This is a genomic window from Sorangium sp. So ce448, from assembly GCF_051520915.1.
GTDB classification, from domain to species: domain Bacteria; phylum Myxococcota_A; class Polyangia; order Polyangiales; family Polyangiaceae; genus Sorangium; species Sorangium cellulosum_B.
In genome coordinates this window covers 7,704,192-7,724,784 of sequence record NZ_CP150343.1, presented here as the reverse complement: position 1 = coordinate 7,724,784, position 20,593 = coordinate 7,704,192, and the positions used below count along the sequence as shown (strand labels likewise).

Sequence of the window (20,593 nt, the reverse complement as noted above, 5' to 3'; positions counted from 1 at the left end):
CCCATGCCTGCAGGTGGCGGCGCCATGGCGGACCGTGCTCCGTCACCCGGCGGGTCGGGTCAACCTGGGGGGTCGGGTTTGCCCTTCCGGTCAACCTGGGTCGGGTCAACCTGGTTGGGTTGGGTCCTCGCGCCCGCGCGGATCGCCTTCCTGAGCCAGGAGCGCAGCCAGCGATGGCCTGGATCGTCGTGCACGCGCTCGTGCCAGACAGCCGAAGATCGGTCCACGCCGAGCTCGACGGGGGGCCGGACCGCGCGTAGGCGGAAGGGCCTCGACACCGCCGCGACCGTCGCTGGACACGTCACCACGAGGTCCGAGGCCGCGATCAGGAAAGGCACCGTCACGAAGTGCTGGACCTGGGCGACGATCCGCCGCCGCCGCCCACGAGCTTCCAGCGCGCGATCGACCAGGCTGCCCGGCATGCCGTGCGGAGCGATCAGCACGTGCCCGAGCTCCAAGTAGCGCTCCAGGGTCAGCCGCCGTGACGCTGCGGGGTGGTCCCTGCGCATCAACGTCACGAATCCCTCCTCCGGCAAGCGCAGCTGTCGTGACGACGGGGGCACGAGGAACTCCGGGACGAACGCGAGATCCGCCGTTCCCCGCTCGAGCCGCCTCACGAAGTCCGCTTCGGCGCGGTCGACCTGCACCGTGATGTGCGGTGCCTCGCGCGCCAGCATGGGCAAGAGCCGCGGCAGGGCAACCGCCTCCAGCAGGTCGTTGCCGAGCAGCACGAAGCGACGCTCGGACGTCGCCGGGTCGAACGGCGCGCCGGCCTGGACCGCCGCTCGCAAGCTCGCGAGCGCCTGCGCCAGCGGATCGGCGAGCGCCTCGGCGCGCGGCGTGAGGGTGAGCAGCGGCCGCCCCGGAGCGAGCAGCGCATCGCCGAAGAACTCGCGCAGCCGTCCGAGCCGCTGGCTCGCAGCCGACTGCGTGATGCCGAGCCGCTTCGCCGCGCGCGTCACGTGCCGCTCGCGCAGCAGCACGTCAAGCGCGAGCAGGAGATTCAAGTCGTCGGGGAGAGCCTCGATCATTAGCCGTACTACTACATAGTATTAGAGCAATGTCCTGTACTAATCGTTGGAACCGCCTCAATGTCTGCGCATGGCCGTCGCTCGCGGAGCCCGGTCAGACGTCCTCTGGAGGATGGAGCGCATCATGGAGAGGAAACTCAAGGTCTCGCGGCGGCGCCTGCTGGAAGGCGTCGCGACGCTCGCCGTGGCCGCGGGAGCGGGCTGGTACGCTGCCGGCCGGGGTGTGTTCGACGGTCCGACGGGCGAGCCGTTCGCCCCTTGGACCGCGTTCTGCGGGCAGGGCGGGGGCGAGCTCGCCGAGCTCGTGCGCGCGGCGGTGCTCGCCGCGAGCCCGCACAACACGCAACCCTGGCTGTTCGAGGTCCACCCGGATCGCATCGACGTGTTCTCGGACAGGTCTCGATCGCTCGGCACCATGGATCCGTTCCTGCGCGAGATGCACATCGGGCTCGGTTGCGCGATAGAGAACCTGGCGCTCGCGGCGGGTTCGATGGGATGGGCGCCCCGCATTGAGCTCGAAGCCGGCCCTCTGCCGGGCTCCGGCCCGGAGGGATCTCGCGCTCTCGAGCGCGCGGCGCCGCGGGCGATCCGGGTGGCGAGCGTCCGGATCGAGCCAGGCGCAGCGGCGTCCCCGCTCGCGGAGGTCATCACACGGCGACACACGAACCGCGGCCCGTACCAGGCGCAGCGCGTGCCTGGTTCGGCGCTCCAGGAGCTCTCGCGCCTGAGCGAAGCGGGCTCCGATGGTGAGGTCCTCTGGCTGGAGCACCCCGATCAGCGCGAGAGCTTCGCCGCTCACACGCTGCGCGCCACCGAGACCATCGTCCGCGACGCGGCGATGGTGCGGGACAGCGACGCGTGGTTCCGGCTGGCGCCGGAGGCGGTACCGAGCCATCGGGACGGGCTGACCTTCGATGTGATGGGGCTCGGCCCGCTGCTCACCGCGGCGGTGAAGCTGCTGCCGCGTCCGTCGGCGGAACAGATGCACGACGACTGGCTCCGCGTCACCCGCGAGGTCCACCTCGCGGGCGATCCCGCCGTCGGCGTCATCGCGGTCCGCGACCGCCACGACCTGGGCGCGACGCTCCGCGCCGGGCGCCTGTGGCAACGCATGCATCTCTGGGCGACCGCGCGCGGCATCGCGATGCACCCGCTGAACCAGGTGCCGGAGGTCATCGACCGGGAGCGCATGCTCGGACGAGCGCCGGCGATGGAGCGCTCGTTCGCCGAGGCGCTGGGTCTAGGCGACCGGCAGCTCACCTTCGCGTTCCGGCTGGGCTTTCCGGAGCGAGATGGCGTGTGCGGCCCGCGCCGCGCCGCGGAGGAGGTGATCCGCGCCGCGTGAGCGCCGCGCCCCGGCTGGCGTGCTGACCGAGCGCGGCAGACGCTGGACGCCGAGGAACGAGCGTCACCGCACGGCGATGCCCTGGGCGCCGCCGCCGGGCGTCAATCCAGCCGCCTCCCCGCGTGGGATCAGGCCGCCGTCGCGGCTCACCTGGAATGCCGCGATCGATCCGGTGCCGGCGTTGAGGGTGTACAGAAACCGGCCGTCGCGCGTCATCGTGAGGTCGATCGGCGCCGTTCCGGTGGGGAACGAGGCGGACACGCCGTCGTCGAGCAGCGTCAGCGCGCCCCGCGCGTCGACCTGGAGCCCGGAGAGCGTGTTGCTGCCCGTGTTGGCCGTGAAGACATAGCGGCTCCCGGGGGCGCCGGCGATCCAGCAGGTCGCTCGCTGGAAGGTGTCGACCGTGTCGCTGATGACAGCGAGGCTCCCGTCAGGCCCGATCTTATAAGAGGACACCACGCTGGTGTCGCCGGTCGCGGGCACGCCGTCGCCGCCGACCTCCGCCACGATGAGATGGCCGCGACGATCGAAGGCGAAGTCGAACGGGACAAGGCCCCTGGAGATCGTCGTGACGGGCGCGTCGCTGGGCAATCCGCGGCCGCTCATGGGGAACACATGGAGCTGATTGGACCCCTTGCCCGCCACGACCAGCGCCTCGCCGTCGGGAGAGAAGCCGATCTGACCCGGCGTCGCGCCGAGCGACGGCGGCGTCGTGCCGCCGAGGCCGAGGCCGCGGTTCGATCCGTCGAGCGGGAGGAGCTCGCCGCACGGGTTCACTTCAAAGCCGGCGATGTTGCCTTCGCCTCCCACGTTGAGGACATAGAGCAGGTCGCCGTGCGAGGCGACGCTCACCGGGAAGTCGCCGCCCGAGTCGACAACGTCGAGCAGCGTCAGGCCGTGCGGGCCGACGCGGAACATCGACACCTCGCTGCTGCCCGCGTTCACGGCGAACAGGAGCTTCCCGTCCTCGCTGAGGACGAGCGAGCCCTGGGATCCGAGCGCGTTGATCGGCCGGGTCGGCGCGCCGAGCCCTCCGGTCGCGTACGTGCCGGCGTAGGAGAGCGAGCCGTCCGCCGCCCGGTCGTACGCCATCACGGAGTTGCCGTCTCCGGCGTTGCTCATGACGAAGAGCTGGCCGTGCCGGTGGACGCCGCTGCCGTGCGCCATGGCGTCGCCGGGCGCGCCCGCCGCGAAGAGACCGAAGCTCAGGGCCGTGATGCTCATCGTGCTGCGAAACATGAGAAAGCTCCTGGGGAATGGCGCCGCGAACCCAGCGGCGCGGGCTTGTCGGTGCGTCGATCGTCGAGGCGCATCTCCGTCGTGACGACGGGCACGGCGCGCCCCGAGCTCGCGGGCGCGCGGCTCTGCGCGCTCCGTCGGGCGGGTTCATCCGCTGCTACGCGGAAGCCCCTCCGCGGTTTCGCTGCCGTCGACCGGCCCGCTACGGCGCGCCTCAGCCCTTCACCCGGCCGTCGATCCGCCTGCGGCAGCCTGGTCGGCGCGCGTGCGTGGCCCTGCCTTGCGTGACGAGGGACCGATGACGTCTCCGCTGTGGATCGCCCAACCTGGGTCGGGTCGGATCGCCCAACCTGGGTCGGGTCGGGGTCGCCTGCCGGCCGCCTGCCCTGCCGCGCCAACCTGGGTCGGGTCGCTGCCCCAACCTGGGTCGGGTCGCTGCCCCAACCTGGGTCGGGTCGCCCACCCGGACGGGCGAGCCTGGCACTGCCGCTCGCAGGGACCGGCTCTGCTTCTTGCGTACCTGAGCAACCGTTCGCCGCGCGCCACGGCCCCCCCCCGCCCTCGGCGGCGCGGATCCTGCGCGCAGTGCTGCGGAAACCGCGCTTCTCCCAGGGCGATGACGCGTGGCATCGCCGATGCTTCGGACGCGATCGCGAAAGTCCATCCACTCTCCAACGGGAGTTGAACCATGTCCGTCTCGAACGCCCCTCTGACTGGAACCCCCGAAGCTCGCCGGCCCGCCCGCGGCTGCGAGCCCGACGCAGGCGCCAGTGTTCGGGACGAGTTCCTCACGCTCGCGTCGCACGAGCTCCTGACGCCGCTGACCTCGCTCAACTTGCAGGTGCAGCGGATGAAGAGGCTGAGCGAGCAGCGGGCGGAGGACGGGTCAACGTGGGTCGCCTCGCTCGAGGTCGTCGGCCGGCAGGTCAACCGGCTCACCCGGCTCTGCGATGACATGCTCCAGGCGATCCGGCTCCGATCGGGCCCGCTCGATCCCGAGCGCGAGACCGTCGATCTCGGCGCGCTCGTCCAGGAGGTGATCGCCGGGCTCCCGGTGGAGCTCCGCTCCCCGTCCTCCACGCTCTCCATCGACGCGCCGGAGGGCATCGTCGGCCGCTGGGACCGCCAGCAGATGGGACGCCTCGTGTTTCATCTCGTCAAGAACGCCATCCAGTTCGGCGCGGGCCGGCCGATATCCATCGAGGTGAAGGCCTGTCCCGGCGGAGCGGAGCTCCTCGTCCGCGATCGAGGCGCGGGCATCGCGGAGGAGGACCAGGCCCGCATCTTCAGGTGCTTCGAGCGCGCGGGCGGCGTTGTGCACTTCGGCGGCCTCGGGCTCGGGCTCTACATCGCGCGCGAGATCGTGCGCGCTCACGGCGGAACCATCGGCGTGGAGAGCTCGCCGGGCTGCGGCTCGACGTTCCTGGTCGAGCTCCCCCTCGAGCCCGAGCCCGTCAGTCGGGCCGCCATCTCGCTCGCCCCCTGACACCGTCGCTCCCTGCGACGCCCGCCCACACGCCATCATCGTCCCCATCCCCTCGCCAAGCGCCCGCCCACACCGCGAGGCGCCGCGCATCCCCCACCATCGACGTGAGCTCACCGGCCGCGCGCGGCGCGCCCGCCGCCCGCCGCCTCGCGCGGTCCGCAGCGCAGGCACGCGCCCGCGCGACTTGCTCGCTCGCCGCGAGATCTCCTGATCTCCCGCCTCGCCGAGGACGCCATCACCCGTCGACAGCGGGGCGCGCCCTCCCTGGCACGCAATCCATTGCTCGATCGTGTAGCGGTCCGCGCGCTCATCCCCGCTCGCGCGGCCAGCGCGCCGATATCCCCGTGAATCTGCGCGGGCGCGGCCGGCACGAGGTGTGCTCTGGCTCACGTGAGAGCTAGGGCCAGACAGGCAATCCGCGTTCGACGAATGCTCGATCGAAGCGGAGCCGATCGATCGATGGGGCGTCGTCGTGGCGCCCGCGTCGCAGGGAGAACCATGAAGATCGAAGCGACCAGCGACCTCATCAGCATTGTGCTCGGCAAAGGTCACCCCACCATCGTCTCGGAGGCTGCGAAGAACACCGAGGCTCACAACGCGCGTCATTCCATGAGCGCGCGACCCGCCGGCCTCGCGGAGCTCGACGGGGAGAGGGCGGCTTCCGGCGGCGCCGCCGTCCCTCGCTACCAGAGCGCCGTGACCCAGCCGGCCGCCGGCCTCGCGAAGGCGCCGGAGCTCCTCGCCGCGAAGCAGCGCGTGCTGTCCGGCAGCAGGCTACCTGCGGCCTCGGTCCGCTCCGCCGGCCCTGCCGAGATCGACGTCTTCCTCGGCGAGCTCGATCAGGCGATCCGGCCTTTCGAGGACTGCTTGCGAAAGGCAGGGGCCCGACACGGCGACAGGGCCGCCCAGCTCAAGGCCATCATCAAGAAGGCCTCGATCCAGACCAGCAAGACGCGGTTCGAGTGCCCGCGCGACATGGCCGAGTTCGACGCCAGGCTCGAGCGGATCGTGCGGACGGGTGAGCCCATCGTGCTGGCCATGCCGGAGGGCGGCGGCAAGGTGCCAGTGCCGCTCAAGACAGGCAGGTTCGGTCGGGGGCCCGATTTCGCCGAGTTCCTCGGCATCAAGATGCGAGCGGCGCTGGCGCGCGTCCTGCGCGAGTTCCACCCTGGCGGCGCCCACGTGGTGGTCGTGCCGGATACGTGCCTTCACACCCGCGACATGGGCTTCTGCGCGGACGAGGTCCGGAGCCACCTCGAGCAGCTCTGGCGCGATCTACCCCGCCTCGGCGTCCGTGACGAAGTGATCGTCGCCGATACCCTCGCGTACCTTCCCGCGGACTGGGCCAGCGTCGTCGAGCGCAGCGCCGCGGAGGTGGTCGCCTCGATCGCGGAGGATGAAGCGGTGAGGGAGGCGGCCGCCGCCCAGTCGAGATCGCTGATGTTCATCAAGGACTGCGGCCTCTCCGACGAGGACGAAGCGGTGCTGTTCTATGCCGCCGTGGCCGGGCACCCGGACGGGATCCCCACCGGGCTCGCCGCCCAGGCCAGAGCCTTCCAGGCGGCGACGGACGAGGTGACGCCCCTCTACATGGCCATCAACCATCATGGCATCCGGGGCCTCGGCCTGATCGAGCGGGTTGTCGACGGGCTCGGCTTCTCGAGCGCGAGTTACCTCCGCGCGAGCGTCCACGCCAAGCCCGGCTGTCCGCGGCCCGCCCTCAGCGTCTTCCATGCCCTGGCGCCGGTCGCCCTCCTGCCGATGCACGCCCTCGGCGTGCGCGTGATCGACGAGACGCCTCGCTGGGGGCTCTCGTTCGATGTCGTCGGTCGGATGCGCGGCTGGCAGGCCGTCTGCGAGGCGACCACCGGGCGCTTCCTGTTCTATGAAACGACGCAGGAAGGTGCGGAGATGGGCGGCGCCTGTGCCGAGCGGGCAGCCGCGTGACGGCGCCGCGGAGGCCGGCGGGGGCGCCGGCCTCACCCCCTGTCCAGGAACCGAGGAGGATCCGCGTGCAAGAGTTCGATACGATCGTGGTCGGCGCCGGCATCACCGGCCTCTACTGCAGCCTTCGCCTCGCCCGGCGGGACCCTGGCCGCACCGTCGGGCTCTTCGAAGCCTCGGAGCGCTTCGGGGGCCGGATCGAGACGGTCGACCTCGATGGTTTCCTCGCCGAGTGCGGCCCCATGCGCTTCGAGAAGCGCCGGCAGCGCCTGCTGATGGGGCTGCTCGACGAGCTCGGCCTGAAGACCAGGCCGTTCACCCCGTATGCGGCCGAGCCCGTCCAGGGGCCGCGGTTCTCCCTCGCCCCCGACGAGGCCGGACCCGCTCATCGCCCCCACACGACGCTCGAGCTGATGAAGCTCGGTATCCTGAGGATCTTGAAGGACACCCCGTGGGCGAGCCCTGGCAACCCGGACGACCCCAGGGACGAGAAGCACAGGGAATGGCTGAGGCGCCTCGCGGAGGACGACTATGCCAGCATGCGCCGCGGCGCCAGGCTGGGAGGCGACTTCCTCTACGAACAGGGGTTCTGGAACGCGCTGAGCGACGTCCTCAGCCACGGGGCCGTGCTCGCGATCCGGGATCAGGGCACGTTCTTCCACCTGATCCCGGAGAACCCCAACGCCATGGACTGGATCGTCTTCTGGCTTCGCGCGCTGTCCAGCGAGGGGGAGGGGGACGGCTCGCTCGTCAGCATCGAAGGCGGCTCCCGGGCGCTACCCCTCGCCCTGGTGCGGGAGCTCGAGCGGCGCCCCGAGCAGGTCGCCATCCACCTTCGCCACGCGCTCACGTCGCTCGCGGCAGCGGAAGGAGGGAAGATCCGCCTGCAGTTCGCCCGCGGCGCGGAGACGGTGGAGGCCGTCGCGAAGCACGTGATCCTCGCCTTGCCCCGCAGCCCCCTGATGCGGCTCGCCGGCTGCTTCTCCCGGGAGATCCAGCGGGATCTCGACGCGGTCTTCGGGTTTCCGCTCCTCAAGTGCTTCCTGGTCACGGACGCGCCGTGGTGGACGGCGCGCACGCCGCCCCACAGGAACGCGTCGCTGATGCCCGCCAGGGAGGTCCACACCACCTACCGCGAGAGCGACGGCAAGGGCATGATCATGCTCTACACCGATCGACCGGCCACGGAGTTCTGGAAGGTCTATGTCCAGGGCGAGGCCCACGATCGTGCGGAGATCGACGGCAGCGAGGCGCTGAAGCGGCAGCTCCTGAAATACCTCGGCGTGGATCTCCAGGACCCGGACGGGCGGCAGCGCGCCGCCGGCACCGTGACGACCTGGGCCATCCGGGACTGGAGCCGGGAGCCCTACGGGGCGGGGGCCCATACCTGGCGGCCAGGCGTCAGATCGTGGGAGGTCCTCGAGAGGCTGAGGGCGTTCGACCTCCCCGGCAGCGACGCGCCTGTCGGCAGCGTCCATGTCTGTGGCGAGGCCTACTGCGATTATCAAGGGATCGAGGGCGCGCTCCGCTCGGCCGAGAGCGCGCTCCAGACCGTGCCCTGATCGTCGATGCGGCGCGCGCTACGGATCCCGGGGGGGCGCGTACCCGAGCCGCTTGATGCCGTGCGCCTTGAGCTTGTACACGAGCGTGCGCAGCGGCATGCCCAGCGCGCGCGCCGCCTCCGTCTGGTTCCCGCTCGCCTTGCGGAGCGCCTCGACGATCAGCTCGGCCTCGCAGCGCTGTAGCCGCGTCTTCAGGTAGTCCCCGCCCGGGGCCGCGGCGGTGAGCTCTCCGACCTGGTACGGCAGCTCCTTCTCCGCCTCCGCCGCCGGCTCGGAGGAGGGCGCCGCCCGGGCGCGCTCCGGCAGATCCTCCTCGGCGATCCACTCGCCCTCGGCGATGACCACGGCCCGCTCGATCGCGTTCCGCAGCTCCCGCGCGTTCCCAGGCCAGGAGTACGCCCGGAGCCGCGCGAGCGACTCGGCGTCGAAGCCGCGGATCGACCGGCCGTTCGCCTGGTTCGCCTGGTCGAGGAAGCGCAGCGCGAGCGGCTCGATGTCCTCCGGGCGCGCCCGGAGCGGCGGGATCGTCATCGTCATCGTGTTCAGGCGGTAGAACAGATCGCTGCGGAACGCGCCGGACGCGCACATCGCCTCGACGTCGCGGTGGGTCGCCGCGACGACGCGCGCGTCGACGTCGATCGGCTTGTTCGAGCCGACGCGGGTCACCTGCCGCGTCTCGAGGACGCGCAGGAGCGCGGCCTGCACCGCGGCCGGCAGCTCGCCGATCTCGTCGAGGAAGACCGTCCCGCCGTCCGCCGCCTCGAACACCCCTCGCTGCTGCTGCCACGCGCCGGTGAACGCGCCGCGCTCGTGGCCGAAGAGCGTGCTCTCGACGAGCTGCTGCGGGATCGCCCCGCAGTTGACGCACACCATCGGCTTGCCGCTCCGCGGGCCGCTGTCGTGGATCGCCCGCGCCACGACCTCCTTGCCCGTCCCCGTCTCGCCCAGCAAGAGGACCGGGATCGACGAGCGCGAGACCCGCTTGACGATCTCGAAGACGCGGCGCATCGCGGAGCTCACGACGACCGGCTCGAAGTTGCAGGCGCCCGGGCTGCTCTTCCATGTCCCGCCCGGCGCCGAGCGCACCGGCTGCTCCACCGTCGCGCTGCGCACGGCGCTCCAGCACCGATCGAGCAGCTCCTCCGCCACGGTCCCCGCGTCGGGGAACGTCGCGAACCCCGCGAGCACGACGGGCGACCCGCCCCCGGGCGGCGCGGCGAGCGCGCGCGCCACGTCGAGCGCCACCTCGGCCCCGGCCTCGAGCAGCAGCGCCGCCACCACGTCCGAGCTGTAGAGCGCGATCCGGTCCACGGGGCGCAGCAGCGCCCGCACGCGCGGGAACAGGTGGCTCACGTGGGCGCCGGGCTGGCGGGCGACCCGGGCCATCACGACGGCGAAGCTCCGCCCGAAGTACCGCGCGCGCTTCACCTCCTCCTCGAGGGCGACGCGGAGCTGCTCGTGGCTCATCAGCCCTGGCAGCTCGTCCTCGGCCGCCGTGATCGAGCGGACGGCGACGACCACCTTGCCGAGGATCACCTCCTCGCCCGGCTTCACCTCGCCTCGCGTGATGCGCTCGCCGCCGAGCCAGGTGCCGTTGGTCGAGCGCAGATCCTCGATGACGACCTTGTCGCCGGACTGGGTGAAGCGGGCGTGCTCGCGCGAGAGGCTGACGTCGCCGATCTGGACCTGCGACGGCGGCGCCCGGCCGATCACGACCGGCACGCCCGGGCTCAGCACGGCGCGCTCGGCGCCGTCGCGGTGGTAGACGAGCAGGGCGACGCGTCGATCGTCCTGCCTGACACCCTGGATCGCATCGATGAAGCTGCTGGACAGCGGCGTTGTCTCCGGGCCGATGTCCGTCTCGCGAATGACTGCCACGCTGCTCACCCCCTTCTCACACGACCTCGCCCCCGGGCTCGCGGGCGGCGCGTCCGCGCGATCCCGCGGCCTGCGCCGGCGAGCCCGCCCGCCCGCGCTCCAGGCAGGCGCTCGCTGACGCTGAATTGCGCACCAGCACGGGCGTCTCCGGCGGGCGGCGACGCACCAGCTTGTCCATCAGGGTCCGGTGTTCATGAAGCGCATCCCACGCACTCCGCGCCTCCAACGCGTCCAATGCACCCGGCGCACCTTGCAATTCAAGCACCACCTGGGCGTCGAGCTCGCTGGTGACAAGGAGACCGTCCTCCGCCACGTGAGCCCGTCGACCGGGCTCGTCGCGCGCGCCTGGCCGAGCTCGGCGGCGACGGCATCCCTCCGGACGCCCTGCACCATTTCAGCGAGGCGCAGCTCGGCGCGAGGGCGGCCGGGGCCTGCACCGGCAGAAGAGGAGATGTCCCGTGCGCGACGGCTATCGCATCCTCGACGCGGATCGTCACGTGATCGAACCGCTCTCTCTGTGGAAGACCCACCTCGAGCCGGAGCTCCGCGCTCACGCCCCGTACCTTGCGTATGCCGGTGACGGCGAGCCCCTGGCCGACCGCGTGGCGCACCTCGGGCCGGAGGGGCTGCTCCGGCTCCCCCCGCAGCCGATGGTGGATGGCCGGCCGGTCCATGACAGGATGAGCGCGCGGACCTGGCGCGCGATCGCCGCCGCCGGCCGCCGGCGGCTCGGGGCGCTCGCGTCGCTCGGGCCGCTCGAGCAGCCGCGAGCGCAGCTCGACGACATGGATCGCGAGGGCATCGACGTGGCGTTCCTCTACCCGACGCTCGCGCTGGCGCTCCTCGGCATGACCCCGCTGGATCCCACGCTCGCGAGCGCGCTCGCCAGGGCGTACAACACATGGCTACGGGGCTTCTGCGATCACGACCCCTCGCGCCTCCGGGGCGTGGCCCTGATGAGCCCGCACGATCCGGCGCAGATGGTGCCTGAGCTCGCGCGCGCGGCCGCGCTCGGCTTCCGCGCCGTCGTGCTCCGGCCGAACCCCGTCGCGGGGCGGACGCTGGGCGACCCTGCTTATGAGGCGTTCTGGGCCGAGTGCGAGCGGCGCTCGATCGCTGTCGCCATCCATGAGGGCACGCACGCCTCCTTGCCGGCGGCCGGCGCCGATCGCTTCCGCAGCCGCTTCGCCCTGCACGCCTGCTCGCACCCGATGGAGCAGATGATGGCCTTGCTCGCGCTGATCGAGGGCGGCGTGCTCGAGCGCCACCCCGGCCTGCGGGTGGCCTTCCTCGAGGCCGGCTGCGGGTGGCTGCCCTACTGGCTCTGGCGCCTCGACGAGATCGAGTACCGGGGCCTGGCCGAGGAGGTCGCGCCGCACGTCCGCCGCGAGCCGTCCGCGTACTTCCGCCGCCAGTGCTTCATCGAGATCGAGCCGGACGAGCCGTGCCTGGAGCAGGCGATCCCATGGCTCGGCGAGGACAGGGCGATCTTCGGGACGGACTTCCCCCACATCGATCACGACGCAGGCATGGTGGAGCGGGCGCTCGCGCTCCGCCGCAAGCTCCCCGGCGAGAGCCTCCGCAAGATCCTCTGGGACAACGCCGCCAGCTTCTACGGCGTCGAGGGTTGACTCAGCAGATGATGCAAGACGAGCCGGGATCGCTCGTGAGCTCGGCCAGCGCGACGGGCTGATCCTCCAGCTCCGGCGCTGGTGGGATACAGAGCGTGATGGCGCCCGCCGAGGGGTCCCAGCCGCTGCGCTGCTCGCAGAAGCGCAGCGCGTCGCCGCCCGGCGAGCCTGGCTCCCGCGCCTCGCGGATGGTGAGCTCGATCCCGGGCGGCAACGCATAGCCGCAGCGAGCCATCAAGTATCCCCGCGGGTCGCTCTTCAACCGATCGCGCTGCGTCGGATCTTCCCAGCAGAGCGCGACGGCGCGCAACCAGGCTCCTTCCAGCTCCAGGAGCCCTTCCTCCATCGCTCCTCGCTCGTGCAGGGGGCGCGCCTCCTCGTCGAGATGCGCGGGAGCGCCGTCGGCTTCCGCGATCCTGGACATGTACTTGGATGATTGATGGGAAAACATGGCCACCTCCAATCGCCGGAGCCGCAGGCCCTGGCATGGGATATGGAGCTCATTGAACCGGCGCCGCGCTCCGTCGAGCCCTTCGCGCATCCAATGCAAATAAATGCAGATCCAAATGCGCTGAAAGCGACCGAGGTGCCGCCGCGGCAGATCAATCGGTCACTTCCTGGAGCAGCGCTCGCGCCTTGGCAAAATCGGGAAGATCGGCGCACTCCACAGGCCAGTCGGTCAGCTGCCTGAGCAGGGGGCGCGCCTCGTCGCGCCGGGCCTGCTGCACGAGCATCTGGCAGAGCGCCAGCGTCGAGCGCAGCTCGAATGTCCTCGCGCCCTGCTCCCGCGCGACAGCGATCGATCGCCGCAAGCACCGCTCGCTCTCCTGATCCGCGTCGGCGCCCAAGGCGTGAAGAGACACCCCCTTCAGGCGGTAGAGCTCCGCGACGTAGTACACGTCCCCCGACTCCTCGGCGAGCCGCAGGCAACCCGCGAGCTGTTCCACCGCGGCCTCGTGTTGCCCGCGCTCGGCCTCGAGCTCTGCCACGAGAGAGAGCCAGTACGGCAGGCCGCTCTGCTGGCCGCCGTCCCGGATCGTCTCGACGTGCTGTCTCAGCTGCTCGAGGTCTCGCTGCGTCCAGCAGCGCAGGGCCCAGCAGTGCGCCGTGACCCAGAGCTGATGATGCTCCGTCAGCTGGAGGAGGGCGTCGATCGTCGCGGAGACCTGCTCCCGTTCGCGGGCATAGTGGTAGACGCCGGCCAGGTGGAGCAGCGCCATCCCGAGGCTGTTCAGGTGATCGAGCTCGCGCGCCCACGCCACCGCGGCCTGCGCGTGGGTGAGCGCCTGCGCTGGACAGCCCATCAGGTAGAGCACCACCGCGAGCGTGTACTGGGCCCACACCTTGACGTCGACGCCGGAGAAGAATGCGTGTTCCCGATGTGCCTGAGGGTCGTAGAGCGCGATGCCGTTATCGAGTTGCTGGCGGGCCTCTGAGAGCTTTCCTTCGAAGAACGAGCACTGTCCCAGCAGCACCATCGACGAGACCAGCTGCGCGGCGTCCTGCGACCGCCTGGCCAGATCGAGCCACCGCTCTGCTATTGCCCGCGCCTCGGGGCGATGGCTCCGCATGTGGTGATACCAGAACATCGCCCACAGCGTCGGCGGGGTCATCGAGCTCTCCCCGAGCTCGTCGCTCAGCTCCTCGCAGCGGTGGACCGCCGCCTCGAGCTCCCTCGGCATGTACCCGCGCCGGCGTACGAGCGCCAGGATCAGCAGGCTGCTCAGGCGCAGCTCCGCCAGCGCGCGCTCCCGCGCGTCCGCGATCGCCGACAGCCAGCCGAGCGCCTGCGTCACGTGGACGATCGCCTCGGTGTCGTCGGCGTTCGCGGGCCGCTTCAGGGCGCGCTCCGCCGCGATCTCCGCGTACGCGATCGCCCGCTCCAGCTGCTCGGCCGCCGCGTGGTGGTGCGCGAGCAGGTTGGGCCGCGCCGCGACGATCTCGGGGAAGCGCGCCTCGAGCGTCCGGGCGATGATCGCGTGCACCCTCCGCCGGCTCCGCTTCGAGAGCGACTCGTAGGCCGCGTCCCGGATGAGCACGTGCTTGAACTGGTACGTCGGGTTGTTCAGCCGCCGCTTCCTGTGGATGAGATCCGCGGCCATCAGCCGATCGAGGTCCTCCTGGACCTGCTCCCCGTCGAGCGCGGACACGGCGCACAGCACGTCCTGGCAGAACTCCCGGCCGAGCGCCGCGGCGATGCGGGCCGTCTCCTTGGCCCTGCCGAGCCGGTCGAGGCGCGCCACGAGGAGGCCCCGCAGCGTCGTCGGGATCGCGAGCGCCGAGAGCGGCTCGGCGAGGCGGTAGTGGTCCTCCTCCTCCACGAGCGCCCCGGACTCGAGCACCATCCGCGTCAGCTCCTCGACGTAGAGCGGGACGCCGTCGGTCCGGTCGACCACCTGCGCCAGCACGGGCCCAGGCAGGGCGCGGCCGCCGGCGAGGCGCGCAACCAGGTGCTCGACGTCCGACCGATCCAGGCGGCTCAGCTGGATCTGGAGCATGCTCGACATCGACCAGGGCGGCGAGAACTCGGGCCGCGCGGTGAAGACCGCCATCAGCCGCGCCGAGGGCACGTCGGCGATCATCACGCCGAGCCACTCGAGGGTCGTCGGATCGGCCCACTGCAGGTCCTCGACCATGAACAGGACGGGCTGCTCCTCGGCCATGTCGAAGAGCATCGTCACGAGCACGTTGAGCGTCCGCTCCTTCTGCCGCGGCGGCGGGTCCAGCGGGGCGGCGTAGCGCCCGTCCAGGGGGATCGACAGCAGCGCCGCCAGCAGCGGCACCATCTCCGAAAGGTCGAAGCCGCGGCGCGAGAGGAGCGCATCGAGCCGGGCGAGGCGGCGCCCCGGCGCGTCGTCCCGGCCCGTCTCGATCAACCGCTCCAGGAGCTCGATCAACGGGTAGAGCGCGCTGCTCCGCTGATCGGGCACGCAGCGGCACTCCAGGCAGCTGTGCCGCTCGCCGCGGAGCCGCCGGGCGAGCTCCCCGGTGAGGCGCGACTTGCCGATCCCGGGGCCGCCGGTGACGAGGATGCTCTGCCCGATGCCCTGCCGGACCTGCCCCCAGCGCTGGAGCAAGAGATCGAGCTCCTGGCTCCTCCCGATCAGCGGCTCGGTGTCGCGGCCGGCGATGTCCTGGTCCTGGGCCGGGGGAGGGATCTCCTGCCCCATGCGGTAGATCGCGGGCGGGCGCGCGACGGACGAGAGATCGGGCGGCGCCATCGGATCGAGCGCGAACCGGCTCCGGAGGAGCCTGAAGGTCTCGCCGCTGACCACGACCGTGCCCGGCGCCGCGGCCGCGCTCAGCCGGGCCGCGATCTGCGGTGTCGTCCCGAGGTGCTGTGTGTACCGGTGGAGCTGGCCGGCGACCACGAGGCCGGTGTGGAGCCCGATCCGGACCTCGAGCGCCACGCCCCGCGCCGCCGTGAGCTGCGCGCTGCGCGCCTTCACGTCCGCCACGACCTCCAGCGCCGCGCGGGCGGCGCGCCGGGCGTCGTCCTCCTGCGCGGAGGGATAGCCGAAGTGCAAGAGGACCTGATCCCCGAGCGCGCCGGCGAAGCGCCCCCGGTGGCGGCGGGCGATCTCGGCGCAGGCGTCCTGTTGCTCGTCGAGCAGATCGTCGATCTCCTCGACGTCGGTGGTCTTCAGCCCCGGGCCCGAGGCCGTGAAGGTGCAGCAGACGACGGTGAGGGGCCGCCGCTCGCCGTCGGGTCGCTCCAGCGCCTGTGCCTCTGGCTCCGGCGGAGCCGGCGCGTCCACGCGCCGGGGCGTGGCCGGAGACGGCATCGTCTCGGCCGCCGCGTGGTCGCTCGGCAGCGCGCGGGGCTCCCGCGAGGGCGCGTCGAGCGGCGCCGTCTCGCTCGCGACGCGGCGCCACGGGCTCGCGTCCTCCGCGCCTCGGGTCGGGGCCGGCGGCGAGCGCGGCGCTCGCGCGGGATCGACGAGGTCCTCGCGGCTCAGCGCGTCCACGTCGCAGGCCTCGAGCTCGCGCAGCAGGCTCGAGGCCGTGACGACGCGCGCGGCCATGTCCTTGAGGGTCGCGCGCCGGAGCAGGGCGCCGAGCGGGTGCCCGAGCAGCGCCGGGGGGATCGGGATCGGCTCGGGGCTGGCCTGCCGGAAGAGCACCTCTTGCAGCGATCTGCCGGTGATCGACGGCTTGCCGGTGAGGCACTCGAGGAAGACGAGCCCCCAGGCGTACAGGTCCGAACGCACGCTCACCGGCTGTCCGAGGAGCTGCTCCGGCGCCGCGTAGGCGGGCGTGCAGAGGATCTCGTTGCTCGGGGTGAGCTTGGGATCCACGCCCTCCATGGCCCCGGCGATGACCGCGCCGATGCCGAAGTCGAGCACCAGCGCGTTCCGCCGCGCGCCGGTCGAGACGATCATGATGTTGCTGGGCTTGAGGTCGCGGTGGACGACGTTCTGCCCGTGGGCGCAGCCGAGGGCGTCGAGGACCTGGAGCATCAGGTACCGCGCCTCGCGCGGATCGAGGGCGATCTCTTCGGCCAGCACCTCCGCCAGGTTCTGGCCGGGCACGAACTCGAAGATGGTGTAGAGGGTGCCGTCGTCCGTCTGTCCGGCGTCGATGAGCCGGACGATGTTGGGGTGGTGGAGCTGCGCGCAGAACCGCGCCTCCTGGTGGAAGCGGGCGCAGCGCCGCGCGGCGTCGGCGGACTTGCTGCCCCGGATCGGGTGCATGACCTTGATGGCCACCGGCTGTCCGGTGGCGAGCTGACGCCCCTTGTAGACGTCGGCGAAGCCGCTCTCGCGCAGCGCGGAGACGATCTCGTAGCGCTCCTGGAACACGGCGCCCGAGGCGATGGCGCTGTGGCTCATCCCATCTCCCTCCGCCGGGCGGCCCGGCGCGACAGGGGGAGCCGGCGTGATCCGGCAAGGGCGGCGCGCTGCGCCGGTCGTCCCGCCTCATCGATGAAGCGTCTGGACAGAGCGGCTGTCGATCTCGTCAGCACACCTTGTCCACGGCCGACCTCGCTGCTCACGTTGGTTCATATAGGGTGGACCTCCTTCGACGTCCGTCGATGCCGACCTGGTTCCGGCGCCTTCGGCGAAGAAACCCCGGAAGACGCTCGCGCCCGGTCGGCTCCGTGCCGGCTCCGTGGGGATCGGCTTCAGGGAGCCGGGCAGGCGTGCGCGGGCTCGACGCTCGCGGGGCGGCGGCCGAGCTCCGCCTGTGCGTTCGATCCAGCTACAATCTTTTATCGTGGCTGCTGTCGCGGCGACCGAGCAAGTCGCGGTGAACAGCGGCGAGTTGACCTCTGGCACGGCCGGTGAGAGGGCGGTGACGCGGACTTCGTCGGCGCTCGCCGCGCGCGGGAGCCGAGAGCGTTCCTTGTGCGGTGAGCGACGATTCAATGCTTTTCAATCCTTTGTGGAAGGAGCACGAAACATGCTGAGGCAACTGGCGACCCACATCGTTCTGCTCGCGCTCGCGGCGGCTGGTCCGGTCGCGTGCGGGGGCTCGGGTGACAGCCCCGCGGACGCCGGCAGTGTCGCCAGCGGGAGCGGCGGCGCCGCGGCTTCCAGCGGACAGACCTCGGGGAGCGGCGCGACCGGCGGAGGCGGAGACGGCGGAACGGGCGGTAGCGCCTCCGGAAGCGGCGGCGCGGGCGCGGGCGAAGCAGGCACCGGCGGCGCGGGCACCGGTGGCGCGGGCGCAGGCGAAGCGGGCACCGGCGGCGCGGGTGACGGCGGCGCGGGCGCGGGCGAAGCGGGGGCCGGCGGCGCGGGTGACGGCGGCGCGGGCGGCGGCTGCCCGGGGACGGGGGGAATCACCTATACGCTCGCGAAGGTCGCCTCGCCGACGGCGGAGCAGCAGTCTGCGTACGACAAGATCACGAGCGCGATGGATGAGGCGCTGTCGCACTACAACTGTCAAACGAGCATCGAGAAGCGCCTGTCGGTGTCCTACGTGCCGTCGGTCGCGACGGCCGACGGCAACGTCAATGGGTCCATCCGGTTCGGCGCGACGAGCTCCATGAACTACATCACCGCGATGCACGAGATCGGTCACACCCTGGGGGTCGGCAGCCGCGAGTTCGGCGCGCTGGTGGTGGACGGCGTCTTCACGGGCGAGGCGGCGACGCGCCAGCTCAGGGCCATCACGGGCAACGAGAGCGACGTCGTGCACGCGGACACGCAGCACTTCTGGCCGTACGGTCTCAACTACACGACCGAGGTCAAGACGACGGACGATCTCGTGAACCACTGCAAGATCGTTGTCGCCATCCGCGAGGACATCGGGTTCTGACGGATGCCCCGGGATTTTCGGAGGGCGTGACGACGCGTGGACTCGCTGCCGGAGCCTTGTTGAGCGTCAACGGGCCCACGATCGAGCCCTCGACGCCGACGATGCGACCCTCGGTATCGCGCCGGTGGCACAGGGGGGCGCCTCCTTGTGCGTCCGCCGGAGGGGCGACCGTTGATGGTTACTGCCGTCCGCTTCCGTCGGCAGGCGGGGTGCCGCGCAGCGCGTAGCCGATGTGGGCCATGTAGTCGGCTTTGCCGATCTGGACACCCTGGTTGCGCAGGATGTCGTAGGCCGTGACCAGGTGGAAATAGAAGTTGGGGAACGCAAAGTCGCGCAGGAACTGCTCGCCTGTGAACTCCACCGACAGGTCGGTCGTCAGCGGAAAGGCGATCGTGCGCGTCTCCGCGCCCCGGTAGCGGTCGGCCGCGACGGACTCGACGTAGGCGATGGTGCGCTCGATCCGGGCCTTGAAGCCGGCGAGGTCGGCGTCGGCGTCGGCCTCGGCCACCGCCGGCGGCTCCTCGCCCACGAGCCGCGCGACGCCGAAGCGGGCCTGGTCGCAGACGAAGCGCACCTGCATCGAGAGCGGCAGCATATCGGGGGCGAGCCGGATCTGGGCGAGCGCAGCACCGTCGTGGCCCTGCGCCGCTGCCTTGTCGAACAGGGCGGAGAGGTTGCGCAGGAAGGGCACGAAGGTCCCGGTCGTCAGGCTGTGCAGGGCGATGGTCATGGGCGTCTCCTTGGGTCTCGGTCGGTCGGCGGCCTCTCGGCCGCGCTCGCGTCGGCGTGCACGCAGGTCGTGCAGCCGAAGCCCGGCGGCGCCCAGAGTACCCTGTCCGGGCGCCCCCCGGGCGCTCGCGGTGGCGAGGATGTCCGGCGTCACGCCTGGATGCATGAACACCGCGCGACGCGAACCATTCGCTCGGGCCACGGCACCATCGGCGTAGCCACGCTTCGGGACATTCGGGTCGCTTCGCGAGCTCGAGCTTCACGTCGTCGTCGTCGTCATTCGCAAGCGCTTCGAGCTGCTCGGCGCGGAGCGCGCGGCGCCGCGCCGCACGTCGACGAACATCCACGAGCGGTCGCGCAGCAGGCCCCGCAGGTGCGCGGCGCCGAGCGCTTCGTGGGTTGCGAGCCGCACGCGGGAGGGCGGAAGAGCCGTCAGCCTCCCGGGTTCATTTCGGCTTCGCGGAGGAGCCCTTCTTCCCTTCCACGTCTTCATCCCAGTACGGCGGCTTCCCGAAGGCGGTGACGAGATGGTCGGCGAGCGCGCGGAGCTTGGCCGAGGGGCGCCGCCCCTCCGTGTGCGCGATGAAGATGAACTCGGGCTCGGGCTGGGCGCCGACGTCGATGACGCGCAGCTCACCTGCCCTGAGCGCCGCGCCCACGATGAACATCGGCAGAAGAGCGACGCCGAGGCCGGCGACGGCGGCGTCCCGCATCATGTCGCCGTTGTTGACGCGGAGGCCGACGCGCGCCCGCACGAGCACGGCGCCGTCCGGCCCCGGGAAGCGCCAGTCGGCGATGCCGCGGTTCGTGTAGAAGATGCCCCGATGCTTCTCCAGCTCGGCGATGGACGCCGGCGCGCCGTGGCGCGCCAGGTAATCCGGCGAAGCGACGAGGAAGCGCTCGCTCGGCGCAAGGCGCCAGACCACGAGGCGTGAGTCGACGATGGGCCCGTGCCGCACCACCGCGTCGTGGCCGGCGGCGGCAGCGTCCACGCGGCGGTCATCCAGATCGAGCGTCAGCTCGATCCTCGGGTGCTGTAAAAGGAAGGGGTAGAGCGCCGGGCCGAGGTGCATGCGCCCGAAGGTCACCGGCGCCGACAGCCGGAGGGGGCCCGCCAGCGTGCCGCGCCGCGCGGCGAGATCGGCGGTCGCGTCCTCGACCTCGCGGACGATCCGGACCGCCCGCTCCAGGAACGCCGCCCCATCTTCGGTGAGCGACAGCTTGCGCGTGGTGCGGTGGATGAGGCTCGCGCCCACGCTCTTCTCGATCTCGGCCAGGCGCTCGCTGACGACGGACTTCGACAGGCGCAGGCGCCGCGCCGCCTCGCTGAGCGATCGCGCCTCGGCGACGGCCACGAACGTCGCGATGCCCTCGAGCTTCATCGTTCGGCGTTTCCGAAATCCAGTTCCACCGACGGGAGCCTACTGCGAACGCGCGCCGCGCTCTACCCTCTCGCCTGTCAGAGGGGCTGACGCGCTGGCTGG

15 protein-coding genes are annotated in these 20,593 nt (G+C 71.7%); 6 read left to right on the top strand and 9 right to left on the bottom strand.

Annotated features, from left to right (window positions below; translation table 11 throughout):
- Positions 1-59: 59 nt before the first annotated feature.
- Positions 60-1,031 (bottom strand): LysR family transcriptional regulator, encoded by a 972-nt coding sequence (locus WMF45_RS29180; protein ID WP_437708012.1) that lies wholly within the window; start codon positions 1,029-1,031, stop codon positions 60-62.
- Positions 1,032-1,155: 124 nt separating this feature from the next.
- Between WMF45_RS29180 and WMF45_RS29175 the strand changes: the two genes are divergently transcribed.
- A complete protein-coding gene (locus WMF45_RS29175) occupies positions 1,156-2,376 on the top strand; it encodes an Acg family FMN-binding oxidoreductase (protein WP_437708010.1) in 1,221 nt (406 codons plus the stop codon).
- A gap of 63 nt (positions 2,377-2,439) precedes the next feature.
- Here WMF45_RS29175 and WMF45_RS29170 read toward each other — a convergent pair whose 3' ends face one another.
- On the bottom strand, positions 2,440-3,615 hold the full coding sequence (locus WMF45_RS29170) for a lactonase family protein (protein ID WP_437708008.1): 1,176 nt from the start codon (positions 3,613-3,615) through the stop codon (positions 2,440-2,442).
- 688 nt (positions 3,616-4,303) lie between these two features.
- Between WMF45_RS29170 and WMF45_RS29165 the strand changes: the two genes are divergently transcribed.
- The 3 genes from WMF45_RS29165 (at position 4,304) to WMF45_RS29155 (ending at position 8,607) form a co-directional block, all read left to right on the top strand.
- Positions 4,304-5,101: a sensor histidine kinase gene (locus WMF45_RS29165; RefSeq protein ID WP_437708007.1), complete on the top strand. Its 798-nt coding sequence runs from the start codon at positions 4,304-4,306 to the stop codon at positions 5,099-5,101.
- Positions 5,102-5,599: 498 nt separating this feature from the next.
- Positions 5,600-7,048 (top strand): hypothetical protein, encoded by a 1,449-nt coding sequence (locus WMF45_RS29160; RefSeq protein ID WP_437708005.1) that lies wholly within the window; start codon positions 5,600-5,602, stop codon positions 7,046-7,048.
- A 65-nt stretch (positions 7,049-7,113) separates the two neighbouring features.
- Positions 7,114-8,607, top strand: coding sequence for a flavin monoamine oxidase family protein (locus WMF45_RS29155; RefSeq protein WP_437708003.1), 1,494 nt, complete (start codon positions 7,114-7,116; stop codon positions 8,605-8,607).
- Positions 8,608-8,625: 18 nt separating this feature from the next.
- On the opposite strand, the gene WMF45_RS29150 is transcribed toward WMF45_RS29155, so the two are convergent.
- Both WMF45_RS29150 and WMF45_RS29145 read right to left on the bottom strand, forming a co-directional pair.
- A complete protein-coding gene (locus tag WMF45_RS29150; protein ID WP_437708001.1) occupies positions 8,626-10,485 on the bottom strand; it encodes a sigma 54-interacting transcriptional regulator in 1,860 nt (619 codons plus the stop codon).
- Between the two features lie 16 nt (positions 10,486-10,501).
- Positions 10,502-10,798, bottom strand: coding sequence for a hypothetical protein (locus tag WMF45_RS29145; protein ID WP_437707999.1), 297 nt, complete (start codon positions 10,796-10,798; stop codon positions 10,502-10,504).
- A gap of 145 nt (positions 10,799-10,943) precedes the next feature.
- Between WMF45_RS29145 and WMF45_RS29140 the strand changes: the two genes are divergently transcribed.
- The gene (locus tag WMF45_RS29140) at positions 10,944-12,116 is read left to right on the top strand and encodes an amidohydrolase family protein (RefSeq protein ID WP_437707997.1); all 1,173 of its coding nucleotides are present in this window, start codon (positions 10,944-10,946) and stop codon (positions 12,114-12,116) included.
- 1 nt (position 12,117) lies between these two features.
- Here WMF45_RS29140 and WMF45_RS29135 read toward each other — a convergent pair whose 3' ends face one another.
- A complete protein-coding gene (locus WMF45_RS29135; RefSeq protein ID WP_437707995.1) occupies positions 12,118-12,567 on the bottom strand; it encodes a BMA_0021/BMA_0022 family TOMM bacteriocin in 450 nt (149 codons plus the stop codon).
- A gap of 151 nt (positions 12,568-12,718) precedes the next feature.
- Positions 12,719-16,948, bottom strand: a complete 4,230-nt coding sequence (locus WMF45_RS29130) for a TOMM system kinase/cyclase fusion protein (protein ID WP_437707993.1) — start codon at positions 16,946-16,948, stop codon at positions 12,719-12,721.
- Between the two features lie 571 nt (positions 16,949-17,519).
- Here WMF45_RS29130 and WMF45_RS29125 point away from each other — a divergent pair.
- On the top strand, positions 17,520-18,380 hold the full coding sequence (locus tag WMF45_RS29125; RefSeq protein WP_437707991.1) for a hypothetical protein: 861 nt from the start codon (positions 17,520-17,522) through the stop codon (positions 18,378-18,380).
- A 178-nt stretch (positions 18,381-18,558) separates the two neighbouring features.
- On the opposite strand, the gene WMF45_RS29120 is transcribed toward WMF45_RS29125, so the two are convergent.
- The 3 genes from WMF45_RS29120 to WMF45_RS29110 all read right to left on the bottom strand — a co-directional run bounded on the left by WMF45_RS29120 (position 18,559) and on the right by WMF45_RS29110 (position 20,491).
- Positions 18,559-19,110, bottom strand: coding sequence for a DUF1993 domain-containing protein (locus tag WMF45_RS29120; RefSeq protein ID WP_437707989.1), 552 nt, complete (start codon positions 19,108-19,110; stop codon positions 18,559-18,561).
- 258 nt (positions 19,111-19,368) lie between these two features.
- The gene (locus tag WMF45_RS29115) at positions 19,369-19,521 is read right to left on the bottom strand and encodes a hypothetical protein (protein WP_437707987.1); all 153 of its coding nucleotides are present in this window, start codon (positions 19,519-19,521) and stop codon (positions 19,369-19,371) included.
- 34 nt (positions 19,522-19,555) lie between these two features.
- Positions 19,556-20,491 carry a LysR family transcriptional regulator gene (locus WMF45_RS29110; protein WP_437707985.1) on the bottom strand — a complete coding sequence of 312 codons (936 nt, stop codon included), beginning with the start codon at positions 20,489-20,491 and terminating at the stop codon, positions 19,556-19,558.
- Between the last annotated feature and the right edge of the window lie 102 nt (positions 20,492-20,593).